This window comes from Microbulbifer sp. TYP-18 (assembly GCF_040932045.1).
GTDB lineage: Bacteria > Pseudomonadota > Gammaproteobacteria > Pseudomonadales > Cellvibrionaceae > Microbulbifer.
The window spans coordinates 17033-43310 of sequence record NZ_JBFRBC010000008.1; the positions used below are offsets into that span (position 1 = coordinate 17033).

27 protein-coding genes and 1 pseudogene are annotated in these 26278 nt (G+C 50.2%); 22 read left to right on the forward strand and 6 right to left on the reverse strand.

Annotated elements, in window-relative coordinates:
• The first annotated feature begins 30 nt into the window (after positions 1 to 30).
• The 8 genes from ABVT36_RS08905 to ABVT36_RS08940 are packed head-to-tail and all read left to right on the forward strand — an operon-like array spanning position 31 to position 8290.
• Entirely contained in the window at positions 31 to 360 is a 330-nt protein-coding gene (locus ABVT36_RS08905; RefSeq protein ID WP_368456248.1) for a hypothetical protein, read from the forward strand.
• On the forward strand, positions 361 to 972 hold the full coding sequence (locus ABVT36_RS08910; protein ID WP_368456249.1) for a hypothetical protein: 612 nt from the start codon (positions 361 to 363) through the stop codon (positions 970 to 972).
• 16 nt (positions 973 to 988) lie between these two features.
• Positions 989 to 1780 (forward strand): hypothetical protein, encoded by a 792-nt coding sequence (locus ABVT36_RS08915; RefSeq protein ID WP_368456250.1) that lies wholly within the window; start codon positions 989 to 991, stop codon positions 1778 to 1780.
• Positions 1777 to 3312, forward strand: coding sequence for a hypothetical protein (locus tag ABVT36_RS08920; protein ID WP_368456251.1), 1536 nt, complete (start codon positions 1777 to 1779; stop codon positions 3310 to 3312). The genes ABVT36_RS08915 and ABVT36_RS08920 overlap by 4 nt, the downstream gene beginning before the upstream one ends.
• Complete coding sequence (locus ABVT36_RS08925; protein ID WP_368456252.1) at positions 3309 to 6395, forward strand: hypothetical protein; 3087 nt, start codon at positions 3309 to 3311, stop codon at positions 6393 to 6395. The genes ABVT36_RS08920 and ABVT36_RS08925 overlap by 4 nt, the downstream gene beginning before the upstream one ends.
• Before the next feature lie 9 nt (positions 6396 to 6404).
• The gene (locus ABVT36_RS08930) at positions 6405 to 6788 is read left to right on the forward strand and encodes a hypothetical protein (protein ID WP_367148980.1); all 384 of its coding nucleotides are present in this window, start codon (positions 6405 to 6407) and stop codon (positions 6786 to 6788) included.
• A gap of 29 nt (positions 6789 to 6817) precedes the next feature.
• Positions 6818 to 7330, forward strand: a complete 513-nt coding sequence (locus ABVT36_RS08935; RefSeq protein WP_368456253.1) for a hypothetical protein — start codon at positions 6818 to 6820, stop codon at positions 7328 to 7330.
• 9 nt (positions 7331 to 7339) lie between these two features.
• Positions 7340 to 8290, forward strand: a complete 951-nt coding sequence (locus tag ABVT36_RS08940) for a hypothetical protein (RefSeq protein ID WP_368456255.1) — start codon at positions 7340 to 7342, stop codon at positions 8288 to 8290.
• Here the strand turns inward: ABVT36_RS08940 and ABVT36_RS08945 are convergent.
• Positions 8287 to 8553: a hypothetical protein gene (locus ABVT36_RS08945; protein ID WP_368456256.1), complete on the reverse strand. Its 267-nt coding sequence runs from the start codon at positions 8551 to 8553 to the stop codon at positions 8287 to 8289. The two genes, ABVT36_RS08940 and ABVT36_RS08945, sit on opposite strands and share 4 nt — an antisense overlap.
• 64 nt (positions 8554 to 8617) lie before the next feature.
• Here ABVT36_RS08945 and ABVT36_RS08950 point away from each other — a divergent pair, with 64 nt between their 5' ends.
• From ABVT36_RS08950 to ABVT36_RS08960, 3 genes are all read left to right on the forward strand, one after another.
• Complete coding sequence (locus ABVT36_RS08950) at positions 8618 to 9652, forward strand: hypothetical protein (protein ID WP_368456257.1); 1035 nt, start codon at positions 8618 to 8620, stop codon at positions 9650 to 9652.
• Between the two features lie 230 nt (positions 9653 to 9882).
• Positions 9883 to 11775: a hypothetical protein gene (locus ABVT36_RS08955; RefSeq protein ID WP_368456258.1), complete on the forward strand. Its 1893-nt coding sequence runs from the start codon at positions 9883 to 9885 to the stop codon at positions 11773 to 11775.
• Positions 11776 to 12149: 374 nt separating this feature from the next.
• Positions 12150 to 12560 carry a hypothetical protein gene (locus ABVT36_RS08960; RefSeq protein ID WP_368456259.1) on the forward strand — a complete coding sequence of 137 codons (411 nt, stop codon included), beginning with the start codon at positions 12150 to 12152 and terminating at the stop codon, positions 12558 to 12560.
• A gap of 9 nt (positions 12561 to 12569) precedes the next feature.
• Here the strand turns inward: ABVT36_RS08960 and ABVT36_RS08965 are convergent, their stop codons facing one another.
• From ABVT36_RS08965 to ABVT36_RS08975, 3 genes are all read right to left on the reverse strand, one after another.
• Positions 12570 to 12974, reverse strand: a complete 405-nt coding sequence (locus ABVT36_RS08965) for a thermonuclease family protein (RefSeq protein WP_368456260.1) — start codon at positions 12972 to 12974, stop codon at positions 12570 to 12572.
• A gap of 124 nt (positions 12975 to 13098) precedes the next feature.
• Positions 13099 to 13707 carry a hypothetical protein gene (locus ABVT36_RS08970; protein ID WP_368456261.1) on the reverse strand — a complete coding sequence of 203 codons (609 nt, stop codon included), beginning with the start codon at positions 13705 to 13707 and terminating at the stop codon, positions 13099 to 13101.
• Positions 13679 to 14620, reverse strand: a complete 942-nt coding sequence (locus ABVT36_RS08975) for a DNA-processing protein DprA (RefSeq protein ID WP_368456262.1) — start codon at positions 14618 to 14620, stop codon at positions 13679 to 13681. The genes ABVT36_RS08970 and ABVT36_RS08975 overlap by 29 nt, the downstream gene beginning before the upstream one ends.
• A gap of 1556 nt (positions 14621 to 16176) precedes the next feature.
• Between ABVT36_RS08975 and ABVT36_RS08980 the strand changes: the two genes are divergently transcribed.
• From ABVT36_RS08980 to ABVT36_RS09015, 8 genes and pseudogenes are all read left to right on the forward strand, one after another.
• The gene (locus ABVT36_RS08980) at positions 16177 to 16722 is read left to right on the forward strand and encodes a hypothetical protein (RefSeq protein WP_367152753.1); all 546 of its coding nucleotides are present in this window, start codon (positions 16177 to 16179) and stop codon (positions 16720 to 16722) included.
• Positions 16719 to 17093 (forward strand): hypothetical protein, encoded by a 375-nt coding sequence (locus tag ABVT36_RS08985; protein ID WP_368456263.1) that lies wholly within the window; start codon positions 16719 to 16721, stop codon positions 17091 to 17093. Before ABVT36_RS08980 ends, ABVT36_RS08985 begins: the two co-directional genes overlap by 4 nt.
• Before the next feature lie 117 nt (positions 17094 to 17210).
• Positions 17211 to 17483 carry a hypothetical protein gene (locus ABVT36_RS08990; protein ID WP_368456264.1) on the forward strand — a complete coding sequence of 91 codons (273 nt, stop codon included), beginning with the start codon at positions 17211 to 17213 and terminating at the stop codon, positions 17481 to 17483.
• A 110-nt stretch (positions 17484 to 17593) separates the two neighbouring features.
• A complete protein-coding gene (locus tag ABVT36_RS08995) occupies positions 17594 to 18307 on the forward strand; it encodes a DUF4386 domain-containing protein (protein ID WP_368456265.1) in 714 nt (237 codons plus the stop codon).
• A gap of 144 nt (positions 18308 to 18451) precedes the next feature.
• Positions 18452 to 18649 (forward strand): annotated as a pseudogene (locus tag ABVT36_RS09000) (IS3 family transposase); the annotation flags it as partial.
• A gap of 118 nt (positions 18650 to 18767) precedes the next feature.
• Positions 18768 to 19190 carry a GFA family protein gene (locus ABVT36_RS09005; RefSeq protein WP_368456266.1) on the forward strand — a complete coding sequence of 141 codons (423 nt, stop codon included), beginning with the start codon at positions 18768 to 18770 and terminating at the stop codon, positions 19188 to 19190.
• 471 nt (positions 19191 to 19661) lie between these two features.
• The gene (locus ABVT36_RS09010; RefSeq protein ID WP_368456267.1) at positions 19662 to 20144 is read left to right on the forward strand and encodes a GFA family protein; all 483 of its coding nucleotides are present in this window, start codon (positions 19662 to 19664) and stop codon (positions 20142 to 20144) included.
• Positions 20145 to 20320: 176 nt separating this feature from the next.
• Positions 20321 to 21319, forward strand: coding sequence for a hypothetical protein (locus ABVT36_RS09015; RefSeq protein ID WP_368456268.1), 999 nt, complete (start codon positions 20321 to 20323; stop codon positions 21317 to 21319).
• A 110-nt stretch (positions 21320 to 21429) separates the two neighbouring features.
• Here the strand turns inward: ABVT36_RS09015 and ABVT36_RS09020 are convergent, their stop codons facing one another.
• Positions 21430 to 21669, reverse strand: a complete 240-nt coding sequence (locus tag ABVT36_RS09020) for a hypothetical protein (protein ID WP_368456269.1) — start codon at positions 21667 to 21669, stop codon at positions 21430 to 21432.
• 27 nt (positions 21670 to 21696) lie between these two features.
• Here ABVT36_RS09020 and ABVT36_RS09025 point away from each other — a divergent pair, with 27 nt between their 5' ends.
• Positions 21697 to 22317, forward strand: coding sequence for a hypothetical protein (locus ABVT36_RS09025; protein WP_368456270.1), 621 nt, complete (start codon positions 21697 to 21699; stop codon positions 22315 to 22317).
• A gap of 575 nt (positions 22318 to 22892) precedes the next feature.
• Positions 22893 to 23282, forward strand: coding sequence for a hypothetical protein (locus ABVT36_RS09030; RefSeq protein ID WP_368456271.1), 390 nt, complete (start codon positions 22893 to 22895; stop codon positions 23280 to 23282).
• 198 nt (positions 23283 to 23480) lie between these two features.
• On the opposite strand, the gene ABVT36_RS09035 is transcribed toward ABVT36_RS09030, so the two are convergent.
• Positions 23481 to 24257 (reverse strand): outer membrane beta-barrel protein, encoded by a 777-nt coding sequence (locus ABVT36_RS09035; protein WP_368456272.1) that lies wholly within the window; start codon positions 24255 to 24257, stop codon positions 23481 to 23483.
• A gap of 673 nt (positions 24258 to 24930) precedes the next feature.
• On the opposite strand from ABVT36_RS09035, the gene ABVT36_RS09040 reads away from it, so the two are divergent.
• A complete protein-coding gene (locus ABVT36_RS09040) occupies positions 24931 to 26031 on the forward strand; it encodes a MipA/OmpV family protein (protein ID WP_368456273.1) in 1101 nt (366 codons plus the stop codon).
• Positions 26032 to 26278: the final 247 nt, after the last annotated feature.

Sequence of the window (26278 nt, forward strand, 5' to 3'; positions counted from 1 at the left end):
CCTCCGGGCGCCTTTTTTATTGGGTGGATGATGACTAGAACCGTAGAAGACTTCCGTGTCGAGGATGGCAAGGTCTATCAGGTGCGTCGGGACGATGATGCCGCCTTTCGCGCCATGATGGAAAACTGCCGGCACCAGGTTGAGGCAGGTGCGGTTGATGGTGAATACCGTCGCACACGTTTTCGTATCCCTAACACAGTACAGATGGAAATCTGGAAGAAACACGGCAGGGAAATGGACGCGGCCAGCTACGGGAAAATGTCTCCGGCCATGCAGCGCAGGTTTGATCGGATCATCCATAGCGAATATCCCCAGTGTGTTGTGGGGGGATGGTCCCAAAAATACTTCCAGGGGGCCTAAATGGCGATTTCCAACTATAGGGAACTGCAGCAAGCCGTTGCGGACTGGATAAGTCGCGGTGATGACGATGAGATCCTGGCGCGGGTGCCCGACTTTATCCGGTTGGGTGAGGCGCGCCTCTTTCGCGAACTGCGTATTGCCGAAAACTCCAGTATCGCTGTGAAGGATCGCCTCGCGACTGATGGTGACGAGTGGGCGCTTCCCGACGGCTACAGGCAGGCGAAGCGATTCTACGTCAATGGTAAGCCGCTGAGCAGGCTCACGGACGTACAGTTCTTTAGCAAACCAGCCAAGGTCGGCACGCCAACCAGCTTTATTCGCCATGGCGATACGCTAAAGGTATGGCCGGTTCCCGATGCGGATTATCGCTGGATGCTTTCGTATTGGCGGGGTTTCGAGTTGTCTACTACCGAGACCTCAAATGCGGTGCTAAGCGTCGCGCCTGACGCCTACCTGTTTGGTGCTCTGGTGGCCGCCGAGCCATTCCTTGAGAACGATCAACGGATAAGTTTGTGGGAATCACAATTTGCCAACGCTATTGAAATGCTCAACGACGCGGCCAGTACGGAAGAGATTTCCGGTTCCGCGTCCATATCGAGCGCGGCCTACTAAAAAGTGAGAGCGGTCCATGGCTTTAGAAAACGCTACGAACATTTCTGAACTGGTGGCGACAAACCCGGTTCGCGGGGACGCCGCCGGCACGGCCGATGACCATGTGCGGTTGATTAAAGCTGCGCTCAAAAGCAGTTTTGGCGGTTTCACTGGTACCGAGAATGTCACCTTGTCAGAGGAAAGGGTCAACGCCCTGCCGGCAGGTGTGTCTGCTGTCAGTACCGCTCTTGGTGTGGCGATTCTGCCTCATCTGGAGCAAAAGGGGTCTATCAAGCCCTGGCTTACCAGCTACGCACCCATTCCCGAAGGCTGGCAATTGGCGGATGGCACCAATGATACGCCCGATCTGCGCGGTAGGGCCGTTATCGGTGCGGACACCACATACGAAGAGGGCAGCAATTACGGTAGTGCCACGGCCGACACGAGCGAGGCAGGTGACCACAACCACGACGGGACGACTGAGGGGCACGCGGTAACCATCGAGGAGATGCCGAGCCACGGTCACGGCGCGGGTAGTCAACGGGTGCTCGCCTATCCTGGCAATGAAGGCTCGAACTTCGGTCCTGACTATGACCCTTCCGACAAAGATGGCAAGACCCTCACCATTCAAAGCGAGGGTGGCGGAAAGCCCCATGCTCACGGGATTTCCAATAGTGGAGCACATAAACACGAGGTCAGCACTATTCCGCCTAGCATGGCGCTGAGCTGGATCATTAAGACCTCCGAAGTGACCTCTGAATCGATTGGCACAGCGATTGCTGACGCCATGATCGAGGCCGGCTTGAGTGACGCGGATCCGGGCGAATGACATTGATACCAGTACGGCAACTCGGTGAGCGTGGCGTCAATGCGGACTCGCCTGCCTATGAATTGCAGATAAACGAATTCAGCCAGGCGCAAAACGTCCGCTTTTCCAATGGCGCTGCCCAGACCATGCCGGCTCCTGTCTCTATTGAATCCCTCGCGGATGTGGCGGTATGGGGCACCGGTTGGATCGCCAACGAGACACCGCAGCTCGCCTACGCCAGCGCGAGCCGGCTCTACTTTCGTGAGAACGAAGCCTTTGTCGATCGTACAGGCTCCGCTTTTACCGATGGGGGTTATACGGGGAGTGATTGGCATTCCACCACCTGGGGTGAGTCCGTTATTTTCAATAATGGCGTGGATGTACCACAGATCAAGGGCCCCAATGATATAGCGTTTATCGACCTACCCAATTGGCCCTCGGACCTGCGAGCCGACTGTGTGCGGCCTTATAAAAATTTTCTGATCGCGCTGGGGGTTATAGAGGGCGGAGTGGAATACCCTAATACTGTGCGCTGGAGTGATGAGGCTGAGCCGGGCGCTGTACCTGAGACGTGGGACGTTGCCGATACATCCAATCTGGCGGGCGCCAATCCGATTGATTCCGGGGCGAGTAAACTGGTCGACTGCCTTCCAATGGGCTCCGCCAACATCGTCTACAGCCGTGATGCCACCTATTTGATGCAGCTGGTGGGTGGAGAGTATGTGTTTTCCTTCGAAACTATTTTCGATCAAGGAATACTCTGCCGCGATGCCGTGGCGGCGTTTGACCGGCAGCACTTTGTGGTGGGCGCCACAGAGATTTTCGTACATGACGGCCTTTCCATAAGGCCCATGGCGCACCGTCGGGTCAACCGGACCTTTTACGGTGAGCTTGGTCAACGCGAGTCTGTACGCTGTGTCACCAACCATAAAACCAAAGAAATCTGGACCATCTACAGCACCAACGCCGAGGGTCCGGCGAATCGGGCGCTGGTGTACAACTGGCTGGATGATACTTTCACCTTTTGCGACCTGCCCAAAGTACATTGCGCGTTCTTTGCGGCCAAAGCCGGTGAGGTCATTACGTTTGATGACCTGGATGCGATGGGTGTCTCTTTTTCAGACCTCAACCTGACATTTGGTGAGCTGACCGACACCTCCTATTTCCCGGTGATGTACTACCTCACTGACACGGACCTCATGGAAACAGACTTTCTGGCGACGGGTGATGCCACCCAATCGGTGTACCTGGAGCGCTCGGGTATCGACCTCGATCAAGTATTGCCACAAGCGGCGGGTAGATTGAAAAGCCTGCGCCGCATTATTCCGCAGTTTAGTGGTGTAGGGCAGGTGAAGATCACAGTGGGCGGCGCCAAGACCGCCACGGGTCCAGTGCGCTGGAAAAACCCCAAGGTCTTCGACGTTGCGAGCGGCCTGGACCTGCACTTTCGTATAAAGGCGCGTTATCTGGCCATCAAGGTGGAGTCTGTGAGCGGTGGTTTCTGGCGGCTGACCGGCTGGGATCTTGATTTAATGCCGGCGGATGGACGATGAGTTATAGAACGGGGCCCGGTGTCCCGCGTTCCCTGGCTGAACTCTGGCAGTTTATACGCCGTGAATTCATGTCCATCGAGCGTTTGTACACCCGTGTCGAGAAAGAGACGAAGGATGCCCAAGGTGATGCGGATGATGCGCGCACGCGGGCTGACAACGCTGCACAGGCAGCCGCTACCGCCAAGACTGACGCCGAGGAAGCCCTCGAAGATCTCGATAACATCGCTGCGGATGGCCAGCTTCACCCTGCAGAGAAACTGACTGCGAATCGGGAATACAATGAGATTATTGCAGAGCAATCCGGTATTGAGATCCAGGCCGAGACTTTGGGCATATCAACCGAGAAAGTCAATTACAGCAGTGCAATTTCTGCGCTCACTAGCTATCTGCAGGGCCTGACGCCAACCTGGAATGCAACCAATAGCACCACGAGTATTGGTCGCAGCACCTGGAACGGAAAATGGCAGGAGGTTTATAGCCGTCGACAAATCCTGCTGAATAAGATTTCTGCCATATTGGAGTCGTTGATCAATGACGCTCAGGCCGATGTTGATGCCGCGCTGGAGGACTTGAGTAGCATCGCTGCCGATGGAATTCTGCACCAGAATGAAAAACTACTTGTCATTCGTGAATATGCACAACTGTTCTCAGAGCAACCCGGGATTGCAGCGCAGGCGGATCGTGCCGGAATCACAACTGAGAAATCCAGCTACGCTGGCAGCTTAAATACGCTTGATCTTTATCTAGATACCCTGAGCCCCGCCTGGAATGACACTGATGCGGCGACGCCTATCAATCGCATTCTCTGGAACCTGAATTGGCAGGAGGTATACGGTGCGCGACAAGCCCTGCTCAATGCTATTGCGCAGCAGGCGCGGGATTCGGGTGTAACCGGCGCCGCCCTGCAGTTCAAGTGGGATGGCCGGCCCCTGGGATTGGCCTGGCCCCAAAGCACCAACTATGCCGGCGGCACCAAATTTACGTTTAATGCTTCGGTAGGACGCGGTTATATCCATGTGTTGGCCAACGATGCCGAGGGCGGCGCCCGGGTTGGTTTTAATGGTGCCCAGGTTGGGGTAATGAGCGGACAGGACGGCGTTAGCCAGTGGTACAGCTTTCCCGTCACGCTACAGACAGGGGTCAATGAAATCTCTGTATGGGCCAGTTCCGGCGATGGCGGCACCTATGGAGGAATCGTCGTCACCCTGGGCGGCAGTGGCGATCCCGAGGCACTGCTGGATGCCTCCGCTGCCGACGCCAAGGCCGCCGCTGCCCGGGATGCGGCCGACGGTGCGAAAGCGGATGCCGAAACAGCACTGGCTGACCTGGGGGATATTGCCGCGGACAGCAAACTACACCCGGCGGAAAAACCCCAGGTCATCCGCGAGTACAGCCAGCTATTGGCGGAGCAGGCAGGTAACGAGGCAGAGGCAAACCGTTACAACATCACCACCGAGAAAACCGCCTACAGTGGTGCCATCACCGCGCTATCGGATTACCTCAGCGGAACTGGCTGGGACAATACCGCCAGCGTCACGTCCATTAATCGCAGCACCTGGGACACCAAATGGCGGGCGGTCTATACCGCACGACAAACCCTACTCAACAAAATCGACCAGATTGCCGGCTCCCTGGCGGATTGGGGGAAAGTCTACGGCCCTGGCAAGCCGGAAGACGGTGCCACTGTGGGCGCCACGGCCCAGGAGTGGGCGCAGATCCGCACCATGCGTCATACCGTACTTGAAGACTTTTCCGATCCGGTGTGGATGGGCGCCTGGGAGGTGCCAATTGGTGACGCCTCGATGCTGGCTGACTATACGGCGGCAGGCGGTAGCGCTAACGTAAAAGTCGGTGGTAGCGCGGCGCTATTGGGTAAGGCTGAATCGGACGGCGGAGTGTATATGTATAGCGGGACAAAAGTACCGTTTGATCCAGAAAAACTCTACCGTGTTGAGTGCCGTGTATTTGTTTATAACGAGGGCGACTTGTCGCGGTTGTTGTACCTCGGCGTAGCGGGTTTCGACAAGCTCGGCAACCTCTGCAATACAAACGGAGCAGAAACAATCAGTGGGCAGCACTACCTGACCGCGGCGGGCGTAACGGCCAGCGCACATGGCCCGGATTCCTGGAAAAAGTACGTTTCCTACTTTAAAGGCAATGCCACTGGAAACTACGTGGCCGGCAGCGGTATCGGCAGCCCGGCGCAACTGCAAAGAGATGTACGCTATTTTAGCCCACTGATTCTGGCGAACTATAGCGAAAAACCCGGCCGCACAATTGTTGACTATTTCAAAATCGATGTGGTGGAAATTCAGGACCAGCGCAATCTACCCCTGATCCAATCCGGCATTGCCAGTCTGCCCACCAGCTCCGCGCTGTCGGCTGTCGATGCCGGCAGCACCGCCAGGATCAATATTGCCGCCCATAACGTGCAGTTTGATTTTGGTCTGGTCAGTTACAACGCCGGCAGTATTAGCGGGCTGTCGTTCAGCCGGAAATACTATGTCTACTGCGATGACCCAGGCACCAAAGGTGGGGCCGTCACTTATAAAGCCACCAGGAACTTTCATACGCTTGCCGCCCACACCTGGCGTCGCCAGGTGGGCACTATCACCACACCTGCCAATGGCGGCGGCAGTACCACACCGCCGGACCCCTGGTGCGTTGCCGCAGGCATGTGGTTGCGGGATGACCTAAAAGCGGAACACTGTAGCGTGGACGATCTAATCGACTGTTGGGATACCAGACAACCGGATATTCACAAGGGCGCTATTCAGGCCGTGAAACCCCAGGACGACGTGCCCTGTGTCCAGCTCACCACCAGCAGTGGTGCCAAGATAATCTGCAGCCGGGAAACCCCGGTCACCGACCGCGAGGGCGTCGTCTACGAAGCCCAGAATGCCCGGGGTGTCCTGCTCGGTGTTCTGCATAACGACGACCCCCTCGCCTGGGAAACCGTTACCCATGTCCAATGCGCAGGCCTGCGCACCGTGTACAAGATCAGTGTGGGGGGCATCAGCTATGCGGCTGGCATCGATCCCCAACACCGGGTGATTACCCACAACCAACCGCACAAGCCATAGGAAACAGACATGCCAAGCTTTTCCCCTTTGGATACGGTGCCCGGACTGGAATCCTGGCAATTTGCCTATGTGATCGATGATGGCCACTCCGCCGGCACCATCCTGCGGGCCTCAGTGACACAAACCAACGAGATGGCCAACAGCGAATCCCCCGCGACAGCAGTACTAAAATGCACCATTGCGGTCATCGACGACCAAAACAACGTGCAGGCCGACGCGGCCGGCGATCAGATGGATCGAATCTATGTGACCACTAAAACCTTGCAGACTGACGGAGGCGAAATACAGGTCGCCAATGAAGTCAGCGACCTGGTGTCCAGCTGTATTGTCGATGTGTGCAATCGCCTAGCAGTGCACCAGTCGATCGCGACAATGGGAATACCGGGTGCCTGAAGGCCATTAGAAAGTCGGAATGACTGATTATGATCAATTACAGTTACAACCCCTATTTACCTGACTGGGAAGTTGAGAAGGCGGAGCTACTGCCTTTGCTGGAGCAGTCCGGGCAACAGAACGGTGGCCTAAACCCGATGCAGGGCTGGAATATGTACCAGCAATTTGCGGGTGGCGAATCTGTGGCGGGAAGCTCAGCCGGGAGTGGCTCGAGCTGGATGGCTTCAATGGGGCCTTGGGCAGCGCTGGCGGCAATCATTGCCATTAACGAGAATCATGCCCAAAAGAATGGTTATAGGGACGAGAAAACCAGTGACTACGCACTTGATCTAATTGACGGCAAAGTGTTTGAGCAGGACGCGCATCAACGCTGGGCGCCAGCACTGGACAAGTTGGACGGGAAGCTCGGCACCAATACCGGCGATACCATGCGCATGGTGGGGGATCTGGCTACATTTGATTTTTCCAACGCTGGAAAATCGTTTGAGGATTCCCTTAAAAAGGATCCACTGGTCAAGGGGATACTGAGTCTCTTTTCATAGGGTGAAATTATGAGTTTTCTGGACAGTCTTTTTGGTGGCAATGGCGAGAGTAAAAGCCACACTTTCCTGGATGGAGATCAGCTTCCCTACTTGCAGGATATATGGGGCCAGGCTCAACAACTATACAATTCTGGACAGTCGCCGGTAGCGGATCTATCGCCTCAGATGCAGCAGTACATTCAGGCGGCGATGGGTTTTGGCAATACGGCCCAGGGATATGGCAACCAAATGGCGGATATGGCTGGTGGGTTCGGGAATACCGCCAACGCCATGCAGGACTATTTGAGCCAGGTGATGGGGAATGGGGGATTCAACGCCCCTATGCAGAACGGTGTGAATATGGACACCGTAAACTCACTGATTGATAACGACCTGCTGGATTCGCAAATCACCGCCAGTACCCGGGATATATATCGTGGTCTGAATGAACAGCAGTTGCCGGGTATCGCCTCCAGTGCCGTGAGTAGCGGTAATGCTGGTTCCAGTCGCAGAGGAGTTGCCGAGGCCATCGCACAGCGGGGAGCGGATGATCGCGCCTCTGATGTGGCCGCTGGTATTCGCTCCAATGCCTACAACCAGGCGGTGAACGTCGCAGCAAACCAAGCAGCCGGCAACCAGAATGCCGCGCTCAATACCAACAGCCTCAACGCCAATGTGGCTGGCAACAGCTTGAACACGGCCGGCAACCTTTACAACAACAGCATGGGCAATGCCTTCAACTTTGGCTATGGCGGTATCAACGCGATGGGGCAGGGTGGGAATGCGATGCAGAACTATATGCAGCAGGTCGCGATGGCACCTTGGCAAAAGCTCCAGCTTTACCAGGGCGCAATCGGTAATCCGATACTGCTGAGCCAGTCAACCCAGGCCCAGAATGGTTCACCACTGGGGGCGCTGGGTGGGTTTATGACTGGTTTTGGGGATATGTGGACGGCATTTAAGACGCCTGGAAATTCCTAGCTACAACTACCGGATAAACGCTCTTCAATTACTCGTCCAGCCTCGTTGAGCAGGTAGCGCCGGTAACAAGTGTATGATGTGCCATCAATGAAGACGGTACGCTCAAATTCGATCATACGCCCGCTTTCTAAAGTCGTTTCTCCTGTTGGGGTTCCGAACTCCATAACCAATTCGGACAGGCTGGCACCCTGCCAACTATTAATATTGGCTTGTGAAGCGCATCCAGCTACTGCCAACGAAAAAAGAATTGCTATTACCCGCATACAGTCCCCCTTTTTTGGGGATTCAAGCAAATACCATTTTTCTGGTCAATCAATAGGTTGAATTATGCGACCAATATTAACGATTGGGGAGCCACGCGGCGCCCTGGACTCACTTTTTGTTGGGGCGAAACAGTCACCGCTGATAGATCCAAATGACCCCTATGCGATGGCTATGGATGATTCCAATCAGCGAGCGATCGAGGCCGAGGACCGTATCGCCAAGTTGAAAGGTGACAAGTTAGGCGGTATTGGGCGAATGCTATCGGCCATGAGCGCCGGTTACCATGGACGCGATCCTTCACAGGTGTTTGCCGCGCACAATGCCCGTCTGGACCAACTGCAGGCAATCGCCGACCGGAACCGCCAGCGGGCCGGTGATCTGAATCTGCAAAAGGTCATGCAAGAACAGAAAGCCATGGCGGCCGAAGTAGAGGCGCCTGCAGCTGTACGAGAGTATCAATACTGGAAAGCCTTGCCGCCTGAAGAGCAGGAGAAGTATCTGACACTGCGCCGCGATACCGTCGAGCGTATGGGCAACCAGCTCTACAATACCGCCGGCGGAAAGCCCGTTGAAATGCTCAGCGATGAACAGCTGCAGCAAATCCTCAAAGACCGGGCAAACACCAAGGCTGCGGAAGTCACAGCGGGTGAAGAAGCCAGGAATCAGGCCAATAGGGAAGACTTAGCTAAAACTAATCGCACTGCATTCAGCGCCTATCAGGCCGCTGTAGACGGGCTGTCAAAGGGTCTTGAAGGCACTACCACCAACCCCATCGCCGGCCGCTTTCCAGCGTTTAGCGCCGGAGCGCAGATCGCCGATGGCGCTATCTCGGCCATGGCGCCCATCTTGAAATCGTTATTCCGCGAGTCTGGCGAAGGCACCTTTACTGACAAGGATCAGGAGTTGCTGATTGAAATGCTTCCCACCCGTAAAGACCATCCAGAAGCACGCCGGGCCAAAATGGAAATGGTCGATAACATCGTGCGGGCCAAGCTGGGTATAGACCGTGCTGATATTCAGCGTGATGGTCCCGAATCAGCCGCTGATGCCAATGGCGGCCAGGCCAAACTGACAACCGTAAACTGGAGTGACATGTAATGCCGATGGAAGTAATACTACCGAGCGGAGTCGTCATAAAGGGCGTTCCTGATGGGACCGGAAAGGATGAAATCCGGCGCAAAGCCATCGCTGCCGGCTTGGCGACCGCTGGGGACTTTGAGGCAGCAGGGCCGACAACACAGGGCGCCATAACAGGCTCTCGCGGAAGCTTTCGAGACCCCGCTCCCATAGCAGACGCAGCAGCGGTGATTTCTCCGGCACTAGAGTTCATGGCGGCAGTGAATCGTGGTGCGACGGAGCTGGCCGATTTCTTGACCACTGATCAGATCAATGCGGTTAGCGAGCTGGCTGGATCCGAGTTTCGCGTCCCGAGTCTGACTGATGCGCTCAGTGCGGGAACTGCCGGCAATTTCATGGAAGAGGGCCTTGCGAAAGATGTTGTTCGGGCTGGAGGTGAGTTTGCGCCTGCGGCCGTATCTGGCGGCGCCTTGGTCCGTAATGCTGCCCAGCAGCTGCCGGCAATGGCATCACGCTCAGAGGGGGCATTGTCTGGAGCATTGCGAGAGGCGGGCAAAAGCGGTGCCGCCGCTGATGCGGCACTTGGTGGGCTGGCTGGTGCCGGGACTGAGTTGGGGGGTGCTGCCGGGGAGGCCGTGGGCGGTGAGACTGGCCGCCAGGTGGGTGAAATGCTGGGTGCGCTGGCTTTGCCGGTCGCCGCCGGTGCTTCGGCTTCCCGGCTAGCCAGGATGCCACAAAAGCCGACTGCAGCACTGGCCGACGAGGATGGCATCACACGCGAGGGCGCACGGCTGGTGGCGTCTGGCAAGATCGATGCGAAGCAGGCCCAGCTTGCAGTGGAAACTGCCGAGCAGCAGGCTCGCCGTCGGGCATTCGAGCGCGTTGGGGTGAAGCCTACCCGGGCACAGCTGACCCGCTCCGCTGACGACTTCCGCGAACAGCAGGAACTGGGAAAGCACTCCGGTGCGATTCGTAATGCCCTGGAAGAGCAGGACTCACAGCTCACTCAGCGAGTCGACGAGCTGGCCGGTGCCACGGGCGGCGCCAGCCGTGAAGCGCATGAGACTGGCTATGCAATTGAGGATGCCATCACTCGCCGGTTGCTGTTCGAAGACGAGTTGGTTTCGGGGCTCTACCGACAAGCCGACGAGGCGGCGAAGGGTGGCGTCGAGGTCTCGCTCAATGGATTTGAGCAAGCGCTACGGGCCAATGCGGCCAAAGATCCGGCGATCAACAATGTGTTGAGGTCCATTGTAGGCACTCTGCGCGCCCAGGGCATAATCGCGCCCAAAGGGCTGAAGGTGCAGGCCAGGGTATCGCCAGAGCAGGCAGAGCGGATGATTCGGCAGGAGATCAACCAGCACCACAGCGCCACCAACGGGCTAGGCAAGCAGGTTCTACACGACCTGAAGAGCGCACTGGACGAAGATGTATTCAGAGCTGCTGGCGACGACTTCTACAAGCAGGCACGCAATGCCATGTCCCGCTCGCGCAAGGCGCTGGAACAGGTGAAGAAGCATAAGTTCTACCAGAACAATAAATCCGTCGTGAAGCAGATACTCGAGGGGGGCATAGCGCCAGAGGACATTTTTGGCAGGCTGGTGGTCGGCAAGGGCGGCAAAGTGGATGACTTGAAGCTGCTGAAAACCTACCTCAACAGCGGCGACGGTGAGCTGGGTGAGGCGGGTAAGTCGGCCTGGAATGACCTGCGCGCACAGACTCTGGTGCATCTCCGTGACCGCGCGACCAAGGCCTTGGCCACCAACCAGAAGGGTGAGCGCACATTCAGTGGCGCTGAGTTCCGCAAGGCTATCGATGGGATCGGCAAACCGAAGCTGAAAGAGATCCTGGAGCCTGAGGAGCTATCCGCGCTTGAGGCTATAGCCAGGGTCGGTGAGCTACGCATCCCGGTACCAGGTACTGCGCTTGGGGATGGACCGACAGGCGTGGCGGTAAATTCTCTGAAAGAAAGCCTTGGGGTAATTGAGCGGGCAACATTGAGGTTACTGGAACTTGGATACAAGGGGCGGCGGGCTCGCGGCGTTCTGGATGCTGAGATTATAGATATGCCAGTAATATCCCAAAGGAGGGAAGGCAAATCACTCGCCCCTTTGGTTGGGGCCTTAGATGTGGTTAATCAGTAGCCACTTATGAAAAATGCCAGTCTTTCACAAAGGGTGCGATAAAGATAGCTGCCAAGCCAAGTGCAAAAGAAATTTCTTCGATTAGCTGTCTGGTTTTCTCATTCATTTGGATATTATATCTCGACTCACGATATAAGATTGTTTAAATCGACAGGACAGATGGATTTTGTGCCAAAAGAATGTGAGCGCAAAGGTGGCTTAAAAAGGAAAACCGAATCCAGACACAAACGCCTTAAGTGGGAGCTGCGCTTGAAGATAGTTCTCTGTGCAATATAAAATCACCGATACAATAGCATTGAGTTGCTTCAGAATTAGTAATCGGAATAATAGCGGTCACATTGCGTACTATATAAACTTTGAGTAAAAGGAAAATTATGAGCAGCTATACAAAAAAGCAGATGTTGTTATATATAACTTTAGCTGGAAGCTTATCTTCTATTGTTACGTATCTTTCTCCCGATGTCTATGACAAGTATATATCCAGAGGAGACAACAGCCCTGTGGTAAAATCGGAGGGTGGGTTGGTTAGCATAAGCTACGATCAAAAAACAGGTTTGCTTGATTCTATTAGATCGTCCAAACCAAGCATATCGCTATCTCAATTTAAGATGTTGAGGAAGGGGATGACATACAAAGAAGTGGAATCTATTTTGGGGCAAAAAAGTGATGTATATTTTAGTGGTCAGTCTTTTGAGATGCACGGATGGGGAAGTGAGCATTTTCTTTATATAACAACAACCTTTGAAAGTGGAAAATTGGTTACAATGTCTCAATATAATTTGTGATCTGTAAGATCATTTACCGCACCAATTCCGCCTCTTGCCCCCATGATACTCATACCCGAGGCCAGCGGTTATAAGCAGCTGATCTAGCCGCTTACCATCTACCCATACCTCGGCTAATAACCTGAAATACTTGTCCCGCTCTATCTCCTCAAGGCGAACTTCCTGGGCACCACGGAGCAGGGTGACGGCGAATTGTTTGGCTTTTCGCGCCAGTTCCTTTTCAGCCTGGCACTTGCCCCGCAACTCCGGGGTGTCTACCCCTTTGACTCTGACGCCGATGCGCTTGCCGACTATATCGGGCCATCCTGGGACATTGGCTGTGAAGGAGTCACCGTCGTAGATTGAGACTACCTCTACGGGTCGAGCGAGGGCCAGGGTAGGGAGGAAGAGGAGGGTAAGGATCAGTGTTCTCATGGTGTAAGGATACCTCTAAGGACCAGACCCTGCCTATGGCCTTTGCTGTCGCGAGAGAGCTTACAATACTGTCTAAAAATACAGTTAAAATCAATCGTGCCAATCGGAATAATCAAAAAAGCAGCTATGGTCTTTCACACCGAGCCACGAATAATCCAACAATTTCGCTTTTCGGATAATGAGCTTTCAACTTAGTCTGCGTGGCCTTGAAATGACTTCCGGTGGTCAACACATCATCAAATATTATCAATTTAGCACCCGGCGGCAGTGGAGGCTGTCCGCGATCGTCAATTTGGTAGTAATTCACCAAGTCTTTCGGAGGCAGTCGGGCGCCCGCTACATGAAAAGGGCTGAGAGACTGCGTTTGCCGCACCAGTTCTAAAAATTGAACTTCGGGCCTTAATTTACGTAAGTAGTGAAGAATACGAATCATTCTATCGTCGTACTCTGGGTGGCCCTTTTGTTTCGAGGGTGGTACCGGGACAAAGATATAGTCTTGAAAGCTATTGTGGTCCGCCAATAGCCGAGCTACCTTCTGCTCTGCCTGCGTTTTATACTTTTGCCACCTTGCCCCTGGCGGTTTTTTAAGGTTGTAGATGAGTTTGTTTGTCGGACTGTGGCTCCAAACGTCGCCTTTAATGTATTTTTTTGGGGTGTAATGGCCGAAGTAGAAGCAGCGGTCATGGGCTTCCAGGTACCAGTGGTCACAACGGGTCTCGTCGTCGATTTCCATCAGAAGGCGTTTGCGGTTTGTCATGGGCGTGCAGATGGCTGCGTATGTCGTCGTAGTCTTTTACTCGTATGGCTCCCCGAGCCTGGTATTTAGCTGGCCACTTGATAGCGTTGTTACGGAAACAGCTATCCAGGATAAACAGCTTGCGGCCCTGTTTCAAGGCGGCACGCGCCTGATACAGGGTGCCGGAGGTATCGGAAGCTTCCACAATCACTGTCGCCTGGGACAAGGCCGACATGGTTACATTGCGGGCGGGGAAGAACTGGCGATTGCTGCGGTAGTCTCTCTCCTCATAATGCAGAAATGGCACTTGGCTGATGATCAGGTGCTCCTTTGCGATATGCTCTTGAAGCTGACGATTTTGCTTTGGATAGAAGTGAGAGAGAGGAGTGCCAATAACTGCTATTGTTTTGCCGCCCATTTCAAGGGCGGCGTTGTGAGCTGCAGTATCCACTCCTTCAGCAAGCCCAGAAACTACAGTAAAACCATCCTCTACCAAATGGCGAGTAAGCCTAACGGCTCGACGCCGACCCTCCTCTGTCACCTTTCGAGCGCCAACCACAGCCACGGATGGTGTATGGACTAAATCCCACCAGCCTTGGTAATAGAAAAGCTCTAGAGGGTGGTCAGCGTCGCGCAAGCTCTCTGGATATTCAGTAGTGCCGTGGATACAGACCCCAAAGCGGGCAACGTCACGGCGCTTCAAGGTTTCCTTTAACCGCAAAGCCAGCTGGACCACCTTTTCATCTGTAAGGAAAGCCGAAGGGGTGGCGCCACCGGCGCGCTCGAATTTACTCGCAATCGTCTTGAAAGAGGCTCCTTTCTCCAGCCAAAGAGCCTCATAGGCGGCCATCTCTTTGTTAGGTGAGATAGCTTCCTCTGTGAAATCTTTTCTAAAGTCCAGGACCTGCATGATATTGTATTTACCTCTTCTTCAGATGCTTCTGGCTTATGAGAAACCATAAACCTCAACTTACAAACGATTTCTAACTTAGAGTTCTCTGAACAACTTCTTGAAGCTCTAACTTCACGTTCTTTCTGCAATGTCTGAATGTTCTCTCAACAATACAGGAGCTATCTCTTTGTTAGGTGAGATAGCTTCCTCTGTGAAACCTTTCTCAAAGTCCAGGTCCTAGGTGTTTGACTACTTTAGGATAAACCAACATTCTTTCAACACCTAACTTTATGTTTTTTTTAATTATTCTTCTATGACCTTGTCTACATACATACGCTCAAGCCTGACGTTCTCTAACCTCAGCTTTCATATGCGCTAAAGCTGCGACACATCCCGACCACCAAATTTGGCCCTCCAGCCATAGTAGATTGGGAAGCACTGAAATCATAGATTTAAAGATAAAAGTTCAATAAAAACAATAAGTTAGTCAGTCCTTGTCGGTCAACCTACCCAATAGTAGTCAAACGCCTATGATACTCATATCCTAGGCCCGCTCCTATTCAGCCTGAGACTTGCCTCGCAACTCCTGGGTGTCTACCCCTTTGACTCTGACGCCGATGCGCTTGCCGACTATATCGGGTTGTCCTGGTATAGGGGGTAGAAATACTGTGTGAATATACAGCTTGCCTGTCCCAAAACGTGCCTTTTAGAACCAAAAATCAATAACTTAGAAGTTCCTTTACGCGACAGTGTGGGACACGTGAAAGCCCCTAACTTGTTGAAATTGATAGAAAAAAACTAATATCAAGGGAAGTCTTTTAACCAATTGGTCGCTGGTTCGAATCCAGCACGACCCACCAATAAAATCCTTCAAAATCAATAAGTTGAAGGATCATAAGAGCGGCATCAAGCGAGTTGATACCGCTCTTTTTCGTTTAAGGTGTCAACCTAAAATCAGTAGTTTCAGTTCTGAAGCTCGATACCCTCTGTTTTTACCCCTAAAGCAAAAGATCAGCGCTGATGGCCGCGGAGACTGCCTTCCAGTGTGGGTAGTATGCTGGAAGGCCCCGTTTTGACCGTTCACGCTCTTTTCAATGTGCTCAGTATATGAAAAGGGCAAAAAGTCCCTGGCCCAGAAACAGGGACAGATAAGGTATTCCCCCATTTCGTTGACCAGCCAAAAGCCCAAAACCGCGCAGGCGTGGGGAGGAGTACATTTAGACTGCGAAGGTATTCGTTTCATAAGCAAAAAGCCGAGTGCAGGCCCGGCTTGTTCACCCTTGTAGGTAGTATTCAGAATTCAGGTTTTGCCAAGGGCCGAACTAAAGAGCCACGACTGACATCCACAGAAAACCTTGTCTAACTTATTGATTCTCATGAGGGCGAAAAGTGTTCAAGACCCACTGGTTGTATCAGGCGACTTGAACCAATGGTCTGCTATAACTGGTTGCGTATTAAGCAGAACTCTATAACCTATTGCAAACTATAAACTTGGTTAGGGATTTGCGTGTAATAGACTAGAAATATTAGCCATATGATAATGAACCACTGGCTCTTTAATAAACTGTTATGCTATGAAGCAGCTAAAGTACTGTTTCCTTCTATTTTTGCTTGTCAGTAGTAAAGTACTGGCATGCTCACCAGTTCGTCCAACTATCATTCCGCCATTATCACCAGATGGTGAGTTTCAATATATTTATCCTGATTTCCAAAAAGACTTGGAGAATTCTGTCTGTACGGCAACAGATGTTGCGGTTGTAAAACTTCATAGTGATTCGCTATCTGAGTCAGAAGAAGGCCAAATTATTGCTGTGGCAATTTTGGAATTGCTCCATGGCTGGGGCTATCAGTCTGGTCGTTATATGAAGTACGTAAGAAATGAGACTTCTTGTGGGAAGCTTGAGGAAATTACGGGGTCGGGCTGGTTTGTAGTGCTATTGAACCGTAATGAAGTATATGGTGTAATTTCTTATAGCACTGTAGTGGAGCAAATCAAGTCCAGAGGTGAGCCCGAGTACGTGTACTCGGCAATAGGCCTGCTCAAGAACCAGTATAAAATCCTGGGCAGTGAAGCTACGGCCCTCCGCGCCTGCCGTGGGCGTTACGTGCACCAAGTATGACTACTTATCAAGAAGAAATAGAAGGCAGAGAATTCGACTGGTACGCCGAGGATATCGATGGAAATATCGGATTGTTCTCTACGGTAGGTGAAGGGTTCGTTCCTGATAGTATACTGGCAAACTTCACTAGCCATGATGAGATATCGAATTCACTGGATTCTCCCAACTGGGGTAGCCCTGAAGTATGGTCTGATTTCTCTAAGTTGGGCTTCTACGTCTATGATTGGGATCTGCCTGGAGGCCCATACATACAGCGGGGAGAAGCTGTTGCAACAATGTCTATCGAGCTAAAGAATAAAGTTCTTTCTATAGTGGGTGTCCCCAAATTAAACGTCAGGTTCTCCAAATTAAAGGTTGTGCAAGGTGTCTAGTCCAGCATGTAACAAAGCCAAGCACGATCGCCAGCAAAGTTGGCTGAACCTACATTCCGCAGCTTCGCTGCTCCTTTCTGCCCGTGTTGGCGGCTTTATGCATCATGGGAGAGATAGTTGCTAATCGATATCGGTCTATTTCAAGAGGATGAATTGCTCCAGCAAAGTAAGATCAAAGTCACCGAGCAAGAGCAGATTGATGAAAATGGAGCTATATCGCTGAAACGTCAACTTATCGAAGATGTCGCCCGTATTGAATTGCGGGTTTACGAGAATGGTGAGCAGCAAATCAAATCGAATCTTGATATGCCTGTGCATCAATCGGATGACTGGGAGTCAATTGAGTTGGCGCAGTATACATTGGCGTTTAGGTGTAGTCTAAATACATAACAAGTTAGTGTTGTTCGTTACAGCCGCAAAAAGCGTGCCTTCCACGGGACGCGCTATGCAGATTCCAAACTAAGGCGTTAGATACAGATGTCGATAAAAGGGAATTTTTGATGGAAAATGTTCAATCGTCACTTAAGCTATATGTTAAGCATTTAGGTGCCGCTTATTTAATTTATATAATTTTAGGGATGTCCAATTCGATGCTTTTCAAGGAGGGAATATACGACTTCTCGGTATTCGATGAAACAGAAGCAAGATTTAGATTTGCTCAGGCTATCGATATTATTATGTTTATCGCTGTTATTTGGGCATCTTGGGCGCAGTACTTAGTTACAAAAACAGTAAACAAAAACATTGCTCTTGTGGCACTGCTTTTCAGATTTGGAGAGGGGCTTCTCGGCTTTGTCGCAACAATTGTTATATTGAGCGTCATAGTGGTTTTAAAGAACCAGGAATACTCGACTGTATTTAAGCATGAACAATTGCACGTATTGGCAAGTATTTTTGTGAAAATGAGCGGTTCGATGTGGGATGTTTTGTTAATCATAATGGGTATCGGTGCAACTATTTTTATGTATTTATTTTACGTATCAAGTTATGTACCGAAGTGGTTGGCTCTTTGGGGAGCTTTCACATACATCTCGATGATAGTCTATGGATTCTCGAATATACTATTACTTAGTCCGCCTGAAGTATTGAGAGATCTGATGCTGCCAGGTGCTTTGTTTGAAATCACATTTGGCCTATGGTTATTAATCAAAGGTATTAGTATTGTCCAGAGCAGCAAAAAGATGCATAACAAGCCGCTGCAGGCCGACAGCTAACTTTGTGCACTTTATGCGCGGTCGCCGCGCTCCAGTTTTCACGCAGACTGAGCACAAGGCAAGCTGCCCCAGCCAGCGGTGATAAGAATTACTATGAAAGCAATGGTTTACTTTTTAGCTTTCGGGTTTTTGCTGGGCTGTACTCCGATGGAAAGGCGGCTCCGTAGTTTGAAAAGCGAATAAATGCCACCTCTCGGCTACGATTCAATCGCCGAAGCGCGGCGAGATGTCGGCTACTACCTGATGACCTACTACAACTGGGAACGCCGACATCAGCACAACGATGGTGTGCCTCCCGCAGAGATGGAAGAAAATCTTAACGTACTGTCCGGAAATACTTGAATACTACATTAAGGTTGGTTATAGATAACTTAACGGAGTGGGATAACAGAGAAGATTCTGATTGCGAAAAAAATTTATATATCGATCAATGTATAGTCAATATAGTTAGGGGTAAATTATGAGTAAAAGGGCCGAAGCCAAGGGAGCTTGTTTGTGTGGAGAGGTTAAAATCGAAGCATTATCTATGTGCCCGGAGAACGTCGGAGCCTGTCATTGTAATATGTGCAGAAAATGGGGTGGTGGCCCCCTTTTGGCAGTTGACTGTAATATGGAAGTAAATTTTGCGGGGGAACATAATATCTTTACTTATTCTTCCTCAGAATGGGCAGAGCGTGGATTTTGCTCACTCTGTGGAACACATCTTTTCTATAAATTAAAGAAAAATGATCAATATATAGTTCCTGTTGGATTATTTGATGAAGTGCAGAAGTTAAATTTTGACCACCAGATCTTTATTGAAGAAAAGCCGAAATATTATACGTTCGCCAATGAAACAACAAATATGACAGGAGAAGAGGTTTTTGCCCAATTTTCAGATTAAACCTTCTAGGTTAGAAAAACTAAGGATAGTTTTCGATCGAACCGGCAATGATAATTGCTAGTCAGATCTGATATTTGCTTGGAAAGCAGGGGTGAAGAAGGATATTCTACAAAGCAAGTTTCCGTGCTTATAGAGCTAAAAAGAATGTTAAACATTAAGACAAAAAATTTCATATAGGCTCGGCCTAGATTAACTTGTTTGAGAAATTTTACGCCGAAGATAATTATTTTTAATAGGCATGGTGCTCCCATAAGAAAATAGCAAGTACGATTCGGGTCAGAAAACTGAACGTGGTGCGCGGTCTTTTTCGGTTTGAAGTTATCCGGCTAGGAGTTTTTGGTAGCGCATCGGATAGTTGATAAAAATATGCTACAGCTTGTTTTATTGGAAAGTTGTACGGAGCAATATCTTAGCGCAAAATCCTGTAAGAAGAATAAATCGAGATGCCTATGACTTACAAAATTCAGTATAGTGAACTCGATTATTGCTTATTTATATGCTGCGGTTTTGGAGAAAGTTATTGGATTGCTAGATATCTATGGGGAGATTGACTTGGTCAAGGGTGAATGTAATTGCGGATCTGTCGCTTTTAAAGTGAATCTGAATGTCTCGGATGTATATGTCTGCCACTGCTCTATATGCAGAAAATCCACAGGTAGTGGAGGAATCGCCGTGGCTGTCGTGGAAAATAAATATTTTAGTTGGCTTAAAGGAGAGAGTGAAATTAGCTATTGGTCTAAGCCTGGACATGACTGGCATACGAGCTTTTGTAAGATATGTGGCTCCGTCCTTCCAGGAAAAAATGATGAAAGTAGAATGTATTTGCCAGTTGGCACCTTTACTTCCGGTGATAAAAAACTAAAGGTGGCGCATCATTTATTTGTAGATTCAAAAGCATCATGGGAGAAAATATGTGATTCAAGTAAGCAACACCCTCGAGCCTACGAGAGTTAGAGTAACTGCTAAAGCTGGTAAATGGCGTGGCTATATAGACGTTTAATCAATATTGAATTTATTGCGATATTGTGTTTTAAAGGTCTCGCGGTTTCAAGTAATAACTGCGTTTATTGGTATTTATTTTATGACTAATACCTAGAGTCAGGTTAACTGCTCCAACCAAGAGGAATGCTATGAAGTTAGCAGTATATATTGTTTTAGGGATGATTAGTTATTTAGTTCATGCTTCGGATTTAAAATCTGGATATTACCTAAAATGGGATACAGATCATACCGAGAGAAAAATAAGGCCTGTCTATCCAATTAGCACTGAAAAAATTGGTCTATATAATACATACTATATTGAGGTGGAAGATCAAAAACCTCAAAGTGTTTGCTATTTTACTTCAAGTCGGCCAAGCAATAAGTCTGATTTTGGCTCTCATTGTATTAAGTTTGCTTATGAGAAAAATAGTATCTATAGAACTTTCGTAAATATTGATGGCGAACGAATAAGTAACAATGAAGGAGTATACGCTGTTAAGTATATTCTGGATGGACAGGAGTATCCTACTAAAAAACAAAATTTCGGAGAATCCAATAACCTGATTGAGGATAAGTCAGGTAGTGCTGAATATTATTTTAAACGTGATGAACTTGGAAGACGGTATAGTGAAGTAAGGAAGAATGCCAATGGCGATGTAGTATTAGAGCATAATGGATTCTATGAAGCTCGATTCATTTTTGATGCAAATGATTATGCTGCTTATCGAAGAGGATTTGATAGAGATGGAAATATTATGGAGGGAAAATATGGATATGCTACAGCTCATTTTTGGTTTGATGAGAACGGAAATTTTGAAAAAGAAGAGTTTAGGAATTCTTCCGGAAAGTTGGTTCTAGGACCTTCTAATAGATTTGCAAGAATTGAGTATAAAAATATCGATAGTTTTGGAAATTGGCACGAAGTTAATTTGTATGATGCTAGTGGAGAACTTTTAAAAGATTCCCCCGCTATACTTTTAGCAAGGTATCATAGAAATGCGCGTAGGGAGTCAATAAGTTACTATGACTCAAAAATGAACCCATCTGAAAATGCTCAAGGTATAAATAAATATTTATATATTTATGACAAAGTAGGACATCTGATTGAGAGAAAGGGGTATTCTCTTAAAGATGAATTGGTTGAATAGAGAGGTTAGAAAAGCGTTGGTGGAGAAATTTAAATCTATATATCTTTCGTTTATGTTTGCGCCACTCATATCAAAATTCAATCACTCAAACCGGCCGCTGAACTGGTACTTTATGCTTGGAGATCATTATGCACTTTAGCGGCCATGAGGTAGGCAGCGCCACCACGACCGGACAAGGAGTGGATGTCTCTGTGTTCCTGAGCCGTGCTTATGTACTGCCGAGCAGCGCGCTGGAATAGGGTTTTATCGGCATCGGCATCGGCATCGGCATCGGCATCGGCATCGGCATCGGCATCGGCATCGGCATCGGCACGAAGCAGAAGGACACTTATGGCGGCCGATTTCTCCATCTGGAGGACCTTATATTTCTGAGCAGTGTGAAAGCATCCTACAGTCTGGAGCTATTAGCCGCCTGTTTGTACTGTGAAAAACTTATTAAATGGGCTATGGGCGCGCAAGTCATGTGCCATGCTGGTAAGGGCAATCACCCATTGAATTTGAAATGGATGGGGAAAATGAGTGTTCATTCGTTTCGCAAAAGGCTTAAAGCGGCTCAGTCTCGCTTGCACCGGGAACAGCTATACAGAGCGTGGTCTTCTGCTGTTGGGATAATCGCACTTTTGCTCGCTATCGGGCTATCTGGCTTCATCCCTGACGTGGGCTTTCCCAGCACGGCAGATCAATGGCTTTACCTTGCATGGGTATTTTCTGCTTGGTTAGGTTGTATAGGGCTCCTTATCTTCGGCTTGGTGCCTGAGCCGTCCAGACGGGTTCGAGGCCTTATTTTCGTTGGCCTGTGGGCTGGGAATATAGCGGTTGCTACTGGCGTTACGCTGGCGCCCCCGGCCTTAATCGTGCTGCTCTTGCCTGTCGTGATTGGTGCCATAATTATATGGCGAGCTTTTGGAAATAGTTTTGCAATCATCTACCTATGCATACCATTTCTGGCAGTGGTCGGTAGTGTGGTGTATCAATCTTATGAAGCCACAGCTATATAACAGAGTACAATATCTCAGAGGCTATATTTTTCCGGCTTGGTATTAAATATTTGAACGAGCTAAGCTGCCGAAAGCTATTCAGAAAACGCGTTAGTGTTCAGGAATTCCGTGTGGGTTAACCTGATTTCAATGAAGTCACGGATGAAGAGGTGCAGGCGGTGATGCATCGACTGAACAACCGCCCGAGAAAGACGAGGGGTTGTCGATCACCAAACGAACTATTGATGGGGCAGAGAGCAGATTTACTCGCTGCGCAACGAAATCGCAGTTATTACTTGAAACCATGATAGTCATCGAAGCCGTTATGTAGGAATAGCCTCGAAATAAATAAAAGTAAGTTCAATCGTGTACTATCGTACAATTTATATTGAAAGTCTGGATAGAAAAAGGCTTGCTGCTTTACGGATAATAATTAATATGGATAATGGGCCGCGGAAAAGTCCAGTGAGATAAGTATTTGGGTCAGGTTAAGGCAGTTTATTGATTGCTTGGTCGCTCCAAAACCGGTTGCTATACGGAATTATCCCGCTTAGAGCAATTCCACAATCGATTTATTTTAAGAAGAGAGAGTTACTATGGCATTTACTGATGCCCAACTTGGGCACGCAATGAGTCAAAACCTGGTTGATTCGGGGGTGATGACAGCCGATCAAGCAAAGGTTTTACTTGAAGACCCAACAGAAAACAACGTTCGCGATAGTTTAACGGAACAACAGCTTGCGAACTTTCAAAAGTATTGGCAGTTACTGGGTGACTGGATGGCCAAAGATGGTGGAAATATAGCTGAAACCACTGGCAATAATGTGCCTGGGCGGGATGGAGGAAACCCCGGAGGCCTGGGCCCCAGGGCGTTGTACAACGATGCATTCCGAGATGTGAACCAGCACATTAATCAGCCGGGCTTTCTGCCTGTTAAAGCGGTATCAAACCAGCTGCGATTTGTATCATTTTTCTGCGAAGAATAGGCGGGTTTAAGCTGATCTCCCCTCCGCTAACCATCGTATATGGTTGGAAGGAAAAAGAGGATTTGGAAGTTTTAGTCGGCTAATAGAATGATTGCCGACGACTTGATGCAAAGAGTCAGCTTTACAAATGTATCGTGCCAATAACAGTGGCCTTATCCGGGTGTGTCCACCTGAATAAGGCCACCACGGCAGAGGTAATTAGAATAACCAGCGTGTGCCGATTTCAGCAATCAGGCTGTCAACTTCCACTTCAAATTGCGCGTCGAACAAGCCGGCGTCAACTTCTACTTTATCGGTCTGCCGCCAGCGTAGCCCGCCGTAGAAAGACAGTTGCTGGTTCAGCTCGTAGTCGAGGCCGGCCATCAGCTGATAGGCCAACACACTGTCATCATCATCGATAATTGCGACACCGGAGGGACTGTAATCCACGTCTACCCAAGCGTTGCCGATACCCGCACCGATATAGGGGTTTAATACCCAGTCGGTTGCAAATTCATAGAGAACATTGAGGAACAGGTAGTCGGTGCGGAATTCACCCTGCCCTGAGGCGACCAGTTCGCTTACGCTAATGCCCAGGTTGTCCGGCGCCCCGCTCACCAGAACGCCTGCGTCCTCCCCGCCCAGTGGAATGTCGGACGCGCTCACCCCGCGATGGGACTCCACGTCGTTTTGTACTCGCGCAAACTCCGCCTCAAAACGAAGTTGATTGGTTTGCCATCCCAGCGAAAAGCCTATGGCTGAACCGCTGTCCACACTGGTATTCCAGCCGACGTCGGTACCGGCGGGCAGAACAGTGCCTGCGGGAATATCAGTACCCGGCCCGGTAGTAAAATCGCTGGAAAAGCTGCCGGAGGTGGAAACATTATCCATATCGCTATAGCCAATATTGCCACTCAGATAAAAATCTTCTGCCTGGGCCAGGGCGGAGAAGGTGGTGGCTGCTATAGCTGCCAGTAAATAATGTCCTTTTAACATGGTGGATACCTTAGCTTAAGAAATTAGTGGTCAGATGCCATCACATCTACGCGGGAACTGATAAGGTGGATTTATCAATAAGGTCGGGCGACGCCTATTGCTGCATGGATCAAAGTTTTGGAAAAAATACAGTCCGACGGTGATCTAAAAACCTTTGTCAATTGTAATTTAGTGATTTGGCTGTTTGATAGTTTTGGGGTTGCGCAATTCCCTCTCGCCTCACGTGGTGCGTGCTATGGTGCTTAAACTTAGGCTCAGATAGAGAAATAGAGCAGCCAATAGTAAATAGTGCTATAGGATTCAGTAGTTTATAAAATAATCAATGTGAGGCTCTGATGGGTAGTTTTCTCGCTGCAGCACAGACATATTGCTCTGCGCGGTATCTGCACCGCTTGGGGGGATTAGCCGTATACGGCTTGCGCGGCCTTTCTCTGTGCCTGTAACCGATGAGGCCACGTAAGTTCAACAGCGCGGCTTATGTAATCCGTCGGTGTATCACCAACAGCTTGTAGAGAAAGCTTTCCCTGGCTTTTCTGAATTTTTTCAGCAGCCTGCTAAACTTCACCTGGTTACTTATGGGATACGGGGTTTTGATTGGATTAGTGGATGATCCGAACTCGAATGCCGGCCGTAAAAAGAAAAAGTCCGTTAACAGGGAATCTGTAGCTTAGCAATGACCAGTAAAATTCTCCTATCGACACTGCTTTTTCTCTATTCCGCGGCTTCTGTCGCGGAAGTTACTGTGCGACTGCTGAATGCCCCGGAAGAAGGATCATTGGTGTTGCAGGTTTATGACGATCCAGATGCATTTGGCGACTTTCGCAACCCGGCCAGGGAAGAACGCTATTCAATCCAGCCGGATGGAAGCTACCGCTTGTCGGATCTCCCAGCGGGCCAGATTGTGGTTCTGGCCTATGTGGACGAGAATGACAACGGGGTATTGGACAGGAATTTCATAGGTATTCCACGGGAGCCTATGGGCCTGTCCAACAACTACCAGCCCAAGGGCCCCCCCAGTTTCCAACGGGCGGCCTTTTACGCAGCAAACGACCAGGCTATCAGTCTGGATATCGAGCTCTACAGTGTTCTGGGTGAATTCGGTCAGTGGGGCGTTGGTCTCGGCGTAATAGGGCGCAGCAGCCCCTACCGGGGTTCGGATACCAATGTGACCCAGGTAATACCGGCGATCACTTACTTTGGGGAGCGGTTGCAATGGATAGGCCCGGAGCTGCGCTATGGCATTGCAGGCAGCGACAAGCTGCGGCTGGCGGTCATCGCCGCGTATCGGCTTGGTGCCTATGAGGAAGACGATAGTTATGTGCTGGAGGGGCTCGGCGACCGAGAGGATACGCTGTTTGGTGGTATCGGCCTGATTTACGAAGCCTGGAACGGCTTTGAGCTGGATCTTCAATACACCCATGACCTGCTCGACAGGTCGGGTGGTGGCCTGGCGGAAGTGAGGCTCTCGAGGGGATTTCACCTGGGTAACTGGCGCCTGGTTCCCAGGCTCGGTATCAACTGGCTTAGCTCAGAGCTTGCGAATTATGACTATGGTGTGCCGGTATCCGCAGCAGAGCCCGGCAGACCGGCCTATGAAGTTGGAAGTAGTGTTACTGCGGAGGCGGGTGTTGGCACTATCTGGGAGCTATCGGAGGACTGGCGGATGGCGTTGAATCTGGCCGTGGAGCGGCTGGACAATGATATAAACAACAGTCCAATTGTGACCGATCGCCAGCTGCTCAAGGGTTTTATTGCGGTGACTTATACCTTGTAGTGATTCCTTGTAATAGCTGTCATGGCTTTTAGTGTCGAAGTGAAGAAAGCGTTTAGCCTTTTCGTATCAATCAGCTCAGCTTTTCACGCTTAAAGCCCAACCGTTATTCTCAATTGCTTGAGTGATTCAGGCTCCTTTGGCTTCGACACAGCCGTTGCAGCTTCCTTGGCTGCGGCATTCTATATGGTCTCTCATGGGTACTCTTTAGGTTTGACGCTATCGGATCCAGGTTTTCGCGGCGTGGTTG

Bases quoted from the DNA above. Each gene is read 5' to 3' on its own strand.
- ABVT36_RS08975 (WP_368456262.1), bottom strand. From the start codon at position 14,620: ATGCAGGTCCTGGACTTTAGAAAAGATTTCACAGAGGAAGCTATCTCA.
- ABVT36_RS09005 (WP_368456266.1), top strand. From the start codon at position 18,768: ATGAGTAAAAGGGCCGAAGCCAAGGGAGCTTGTTTGTGTGGAGAGGTT.
- ABVT36_RS08985 (WP_368456263.1), top strand. From the start codon at position 16,719: ATGACTACTTATCAAGAAGAAATAGAAGGCAGAGAATTCGACTGGTAC.
- ABVT36_RS08915 (WP_368456250.1), top strand. From the start codon at position 989: ATGGCTTTAGAAAACGCTACGAACATTTCTGAACTGGTGGCGACAAAC.
- ABVT36_RS08950 (WP_368456257.1), top strand. From the start codon at position 8,618: ATGCGACCAATATTAACGATTGGGGAGCCACGCGGCGCCCTGGACTCA.
- ABVT36_RS09035 (WP_368456272.1), bottom strand. From the start codon at position 24,257: ATGTTAAAAGGACATTATTTACTGGCAGCTATAGCAGCCACCACCTTC.
- ABVT36_RS09040 (WP_368456273.1), top strand. From the start codon at position 24,931: ATGACCAGTAAAATTCTCCTATCGACACTGCTTTTTCTCTATTCCGCG.
- ABVT36_RS08940 (WP_368456255.1), top strand. From the start codon at position 7,340: ATGAGTTTTCTGGACAGTCTTTTTGGTGGCAATGGCGAGAGTAAAAGC.
- ABVT36_RS08960 (WP_368456259.1), top strand. From the start codon at position 12,150: ATGAGCAGCTATACAAAAAAGCAGATGTTGTTATATATAACTTTAGCT.
- ABVT36_RS09030 (WP_368456271.1), top strand. From the start codon at position 22,893: ATGGCATTTACTGATGCCCAACTTGGGCACGCAATGAGTCAAAACCTG.
- ABVT36_RS08930 (WP_367148980.1), top strand. From the start codon at position 6,405: ATGCCAAGCTTTTCCCCTTTGGATACGGTGCCCGGACTGGAATCCTGG.
- ABVT36_RS09020 (WP_368456269.1), bottom strand. From the start codon at position 21,669: ATGGAGAAATCGGCCGCCATAAGTGTCCTTCTGCTTCGTGCCGATGCC.
- ABVT36_RS08995 (WP_368456265.1), top strand. From the start codon at position 17,594: ATGGAAAATGTTCAATCGTCACTTAAGCTATATGTTAAGCATTTAGGT.
- ABVT36_RS08920 (WP_368456251.1), top strand. From the start codon at position 1,777: ATGACATTGATACCAGTACGGCAACTCGGTGAGCGTGGCGTCAATGCG.
- ABVT36_RS09015 (WP_368456268.1), top strand. From the start codon at position 20,321: ATGAAGTTAGCAGTATATATTGTTTTAGGGATGATTAGTTATTTAGTT.
- ABVT36_RS08945 (WP_368456256.1), bottom strand. From the start codon at position 8,553: ATGCGGGTAATAGCAATTCTTTTTTCGTTGGCAGTAGCTGGATGCGCT.
- ABVT36_RS08955 (WP_368456258.1), top strand. From the start codon at position 9,883: ATGGCGGCAGTGAATCGTGGTGCGACGGAGCTGGCCGATTTCTTGACC.
- ABVT36_RS08965 (WP_368456260.1), bottom strand. From the start codon at position 12,974: ATGAGAACACTGATCCTTACCCTCCTCTTCCTCCCTACCCTGGCCCTC.
- ABVT36_RS08910 (WP_368456249.1), top strand. From the start codon at position 361: ATGGCGATTTCCAACTATAGGGAACTGCAGCAAGCCGTTGCGGACTGG.
- ABVT36_RS08970 (WP_368456261.1), bottom strand. From the start codon at position 13,707: ATGGAAATCGACGACGAGACCCGTTGTGACCACTGGTACCTGGAAGCC.
- ABVT36_RS08905 (WP_368456248.1), top strand. From the start codon at position 31: ATGACTAGAACCGTAGAAGACTTCCGTGTCGAGGATGGCAAGGTCTAT.
- ABVT36_RS08925 (WP_368456252.1), top strand. From the start codon at position 3,309: ATGAGTTATAGAACGGGGCCCGGTGTCCCGCGTTCCCTGGCTGAACTC.
- ABVT36_RS08935 (WP_368456253.1), top strand. From the start codon at position 6,818: ATGATCAATTACAGTTACAACCCCTATTTACCTGACTGGGAAGTTGAG.
- ABVT36_RS08980 (WP_367152753.1), top strand. From the start codon at position 16,177: ATGAAGCAGCTAAAGTACTGTTTCCTTCTATTTTTGCTTGTCAGTAGT.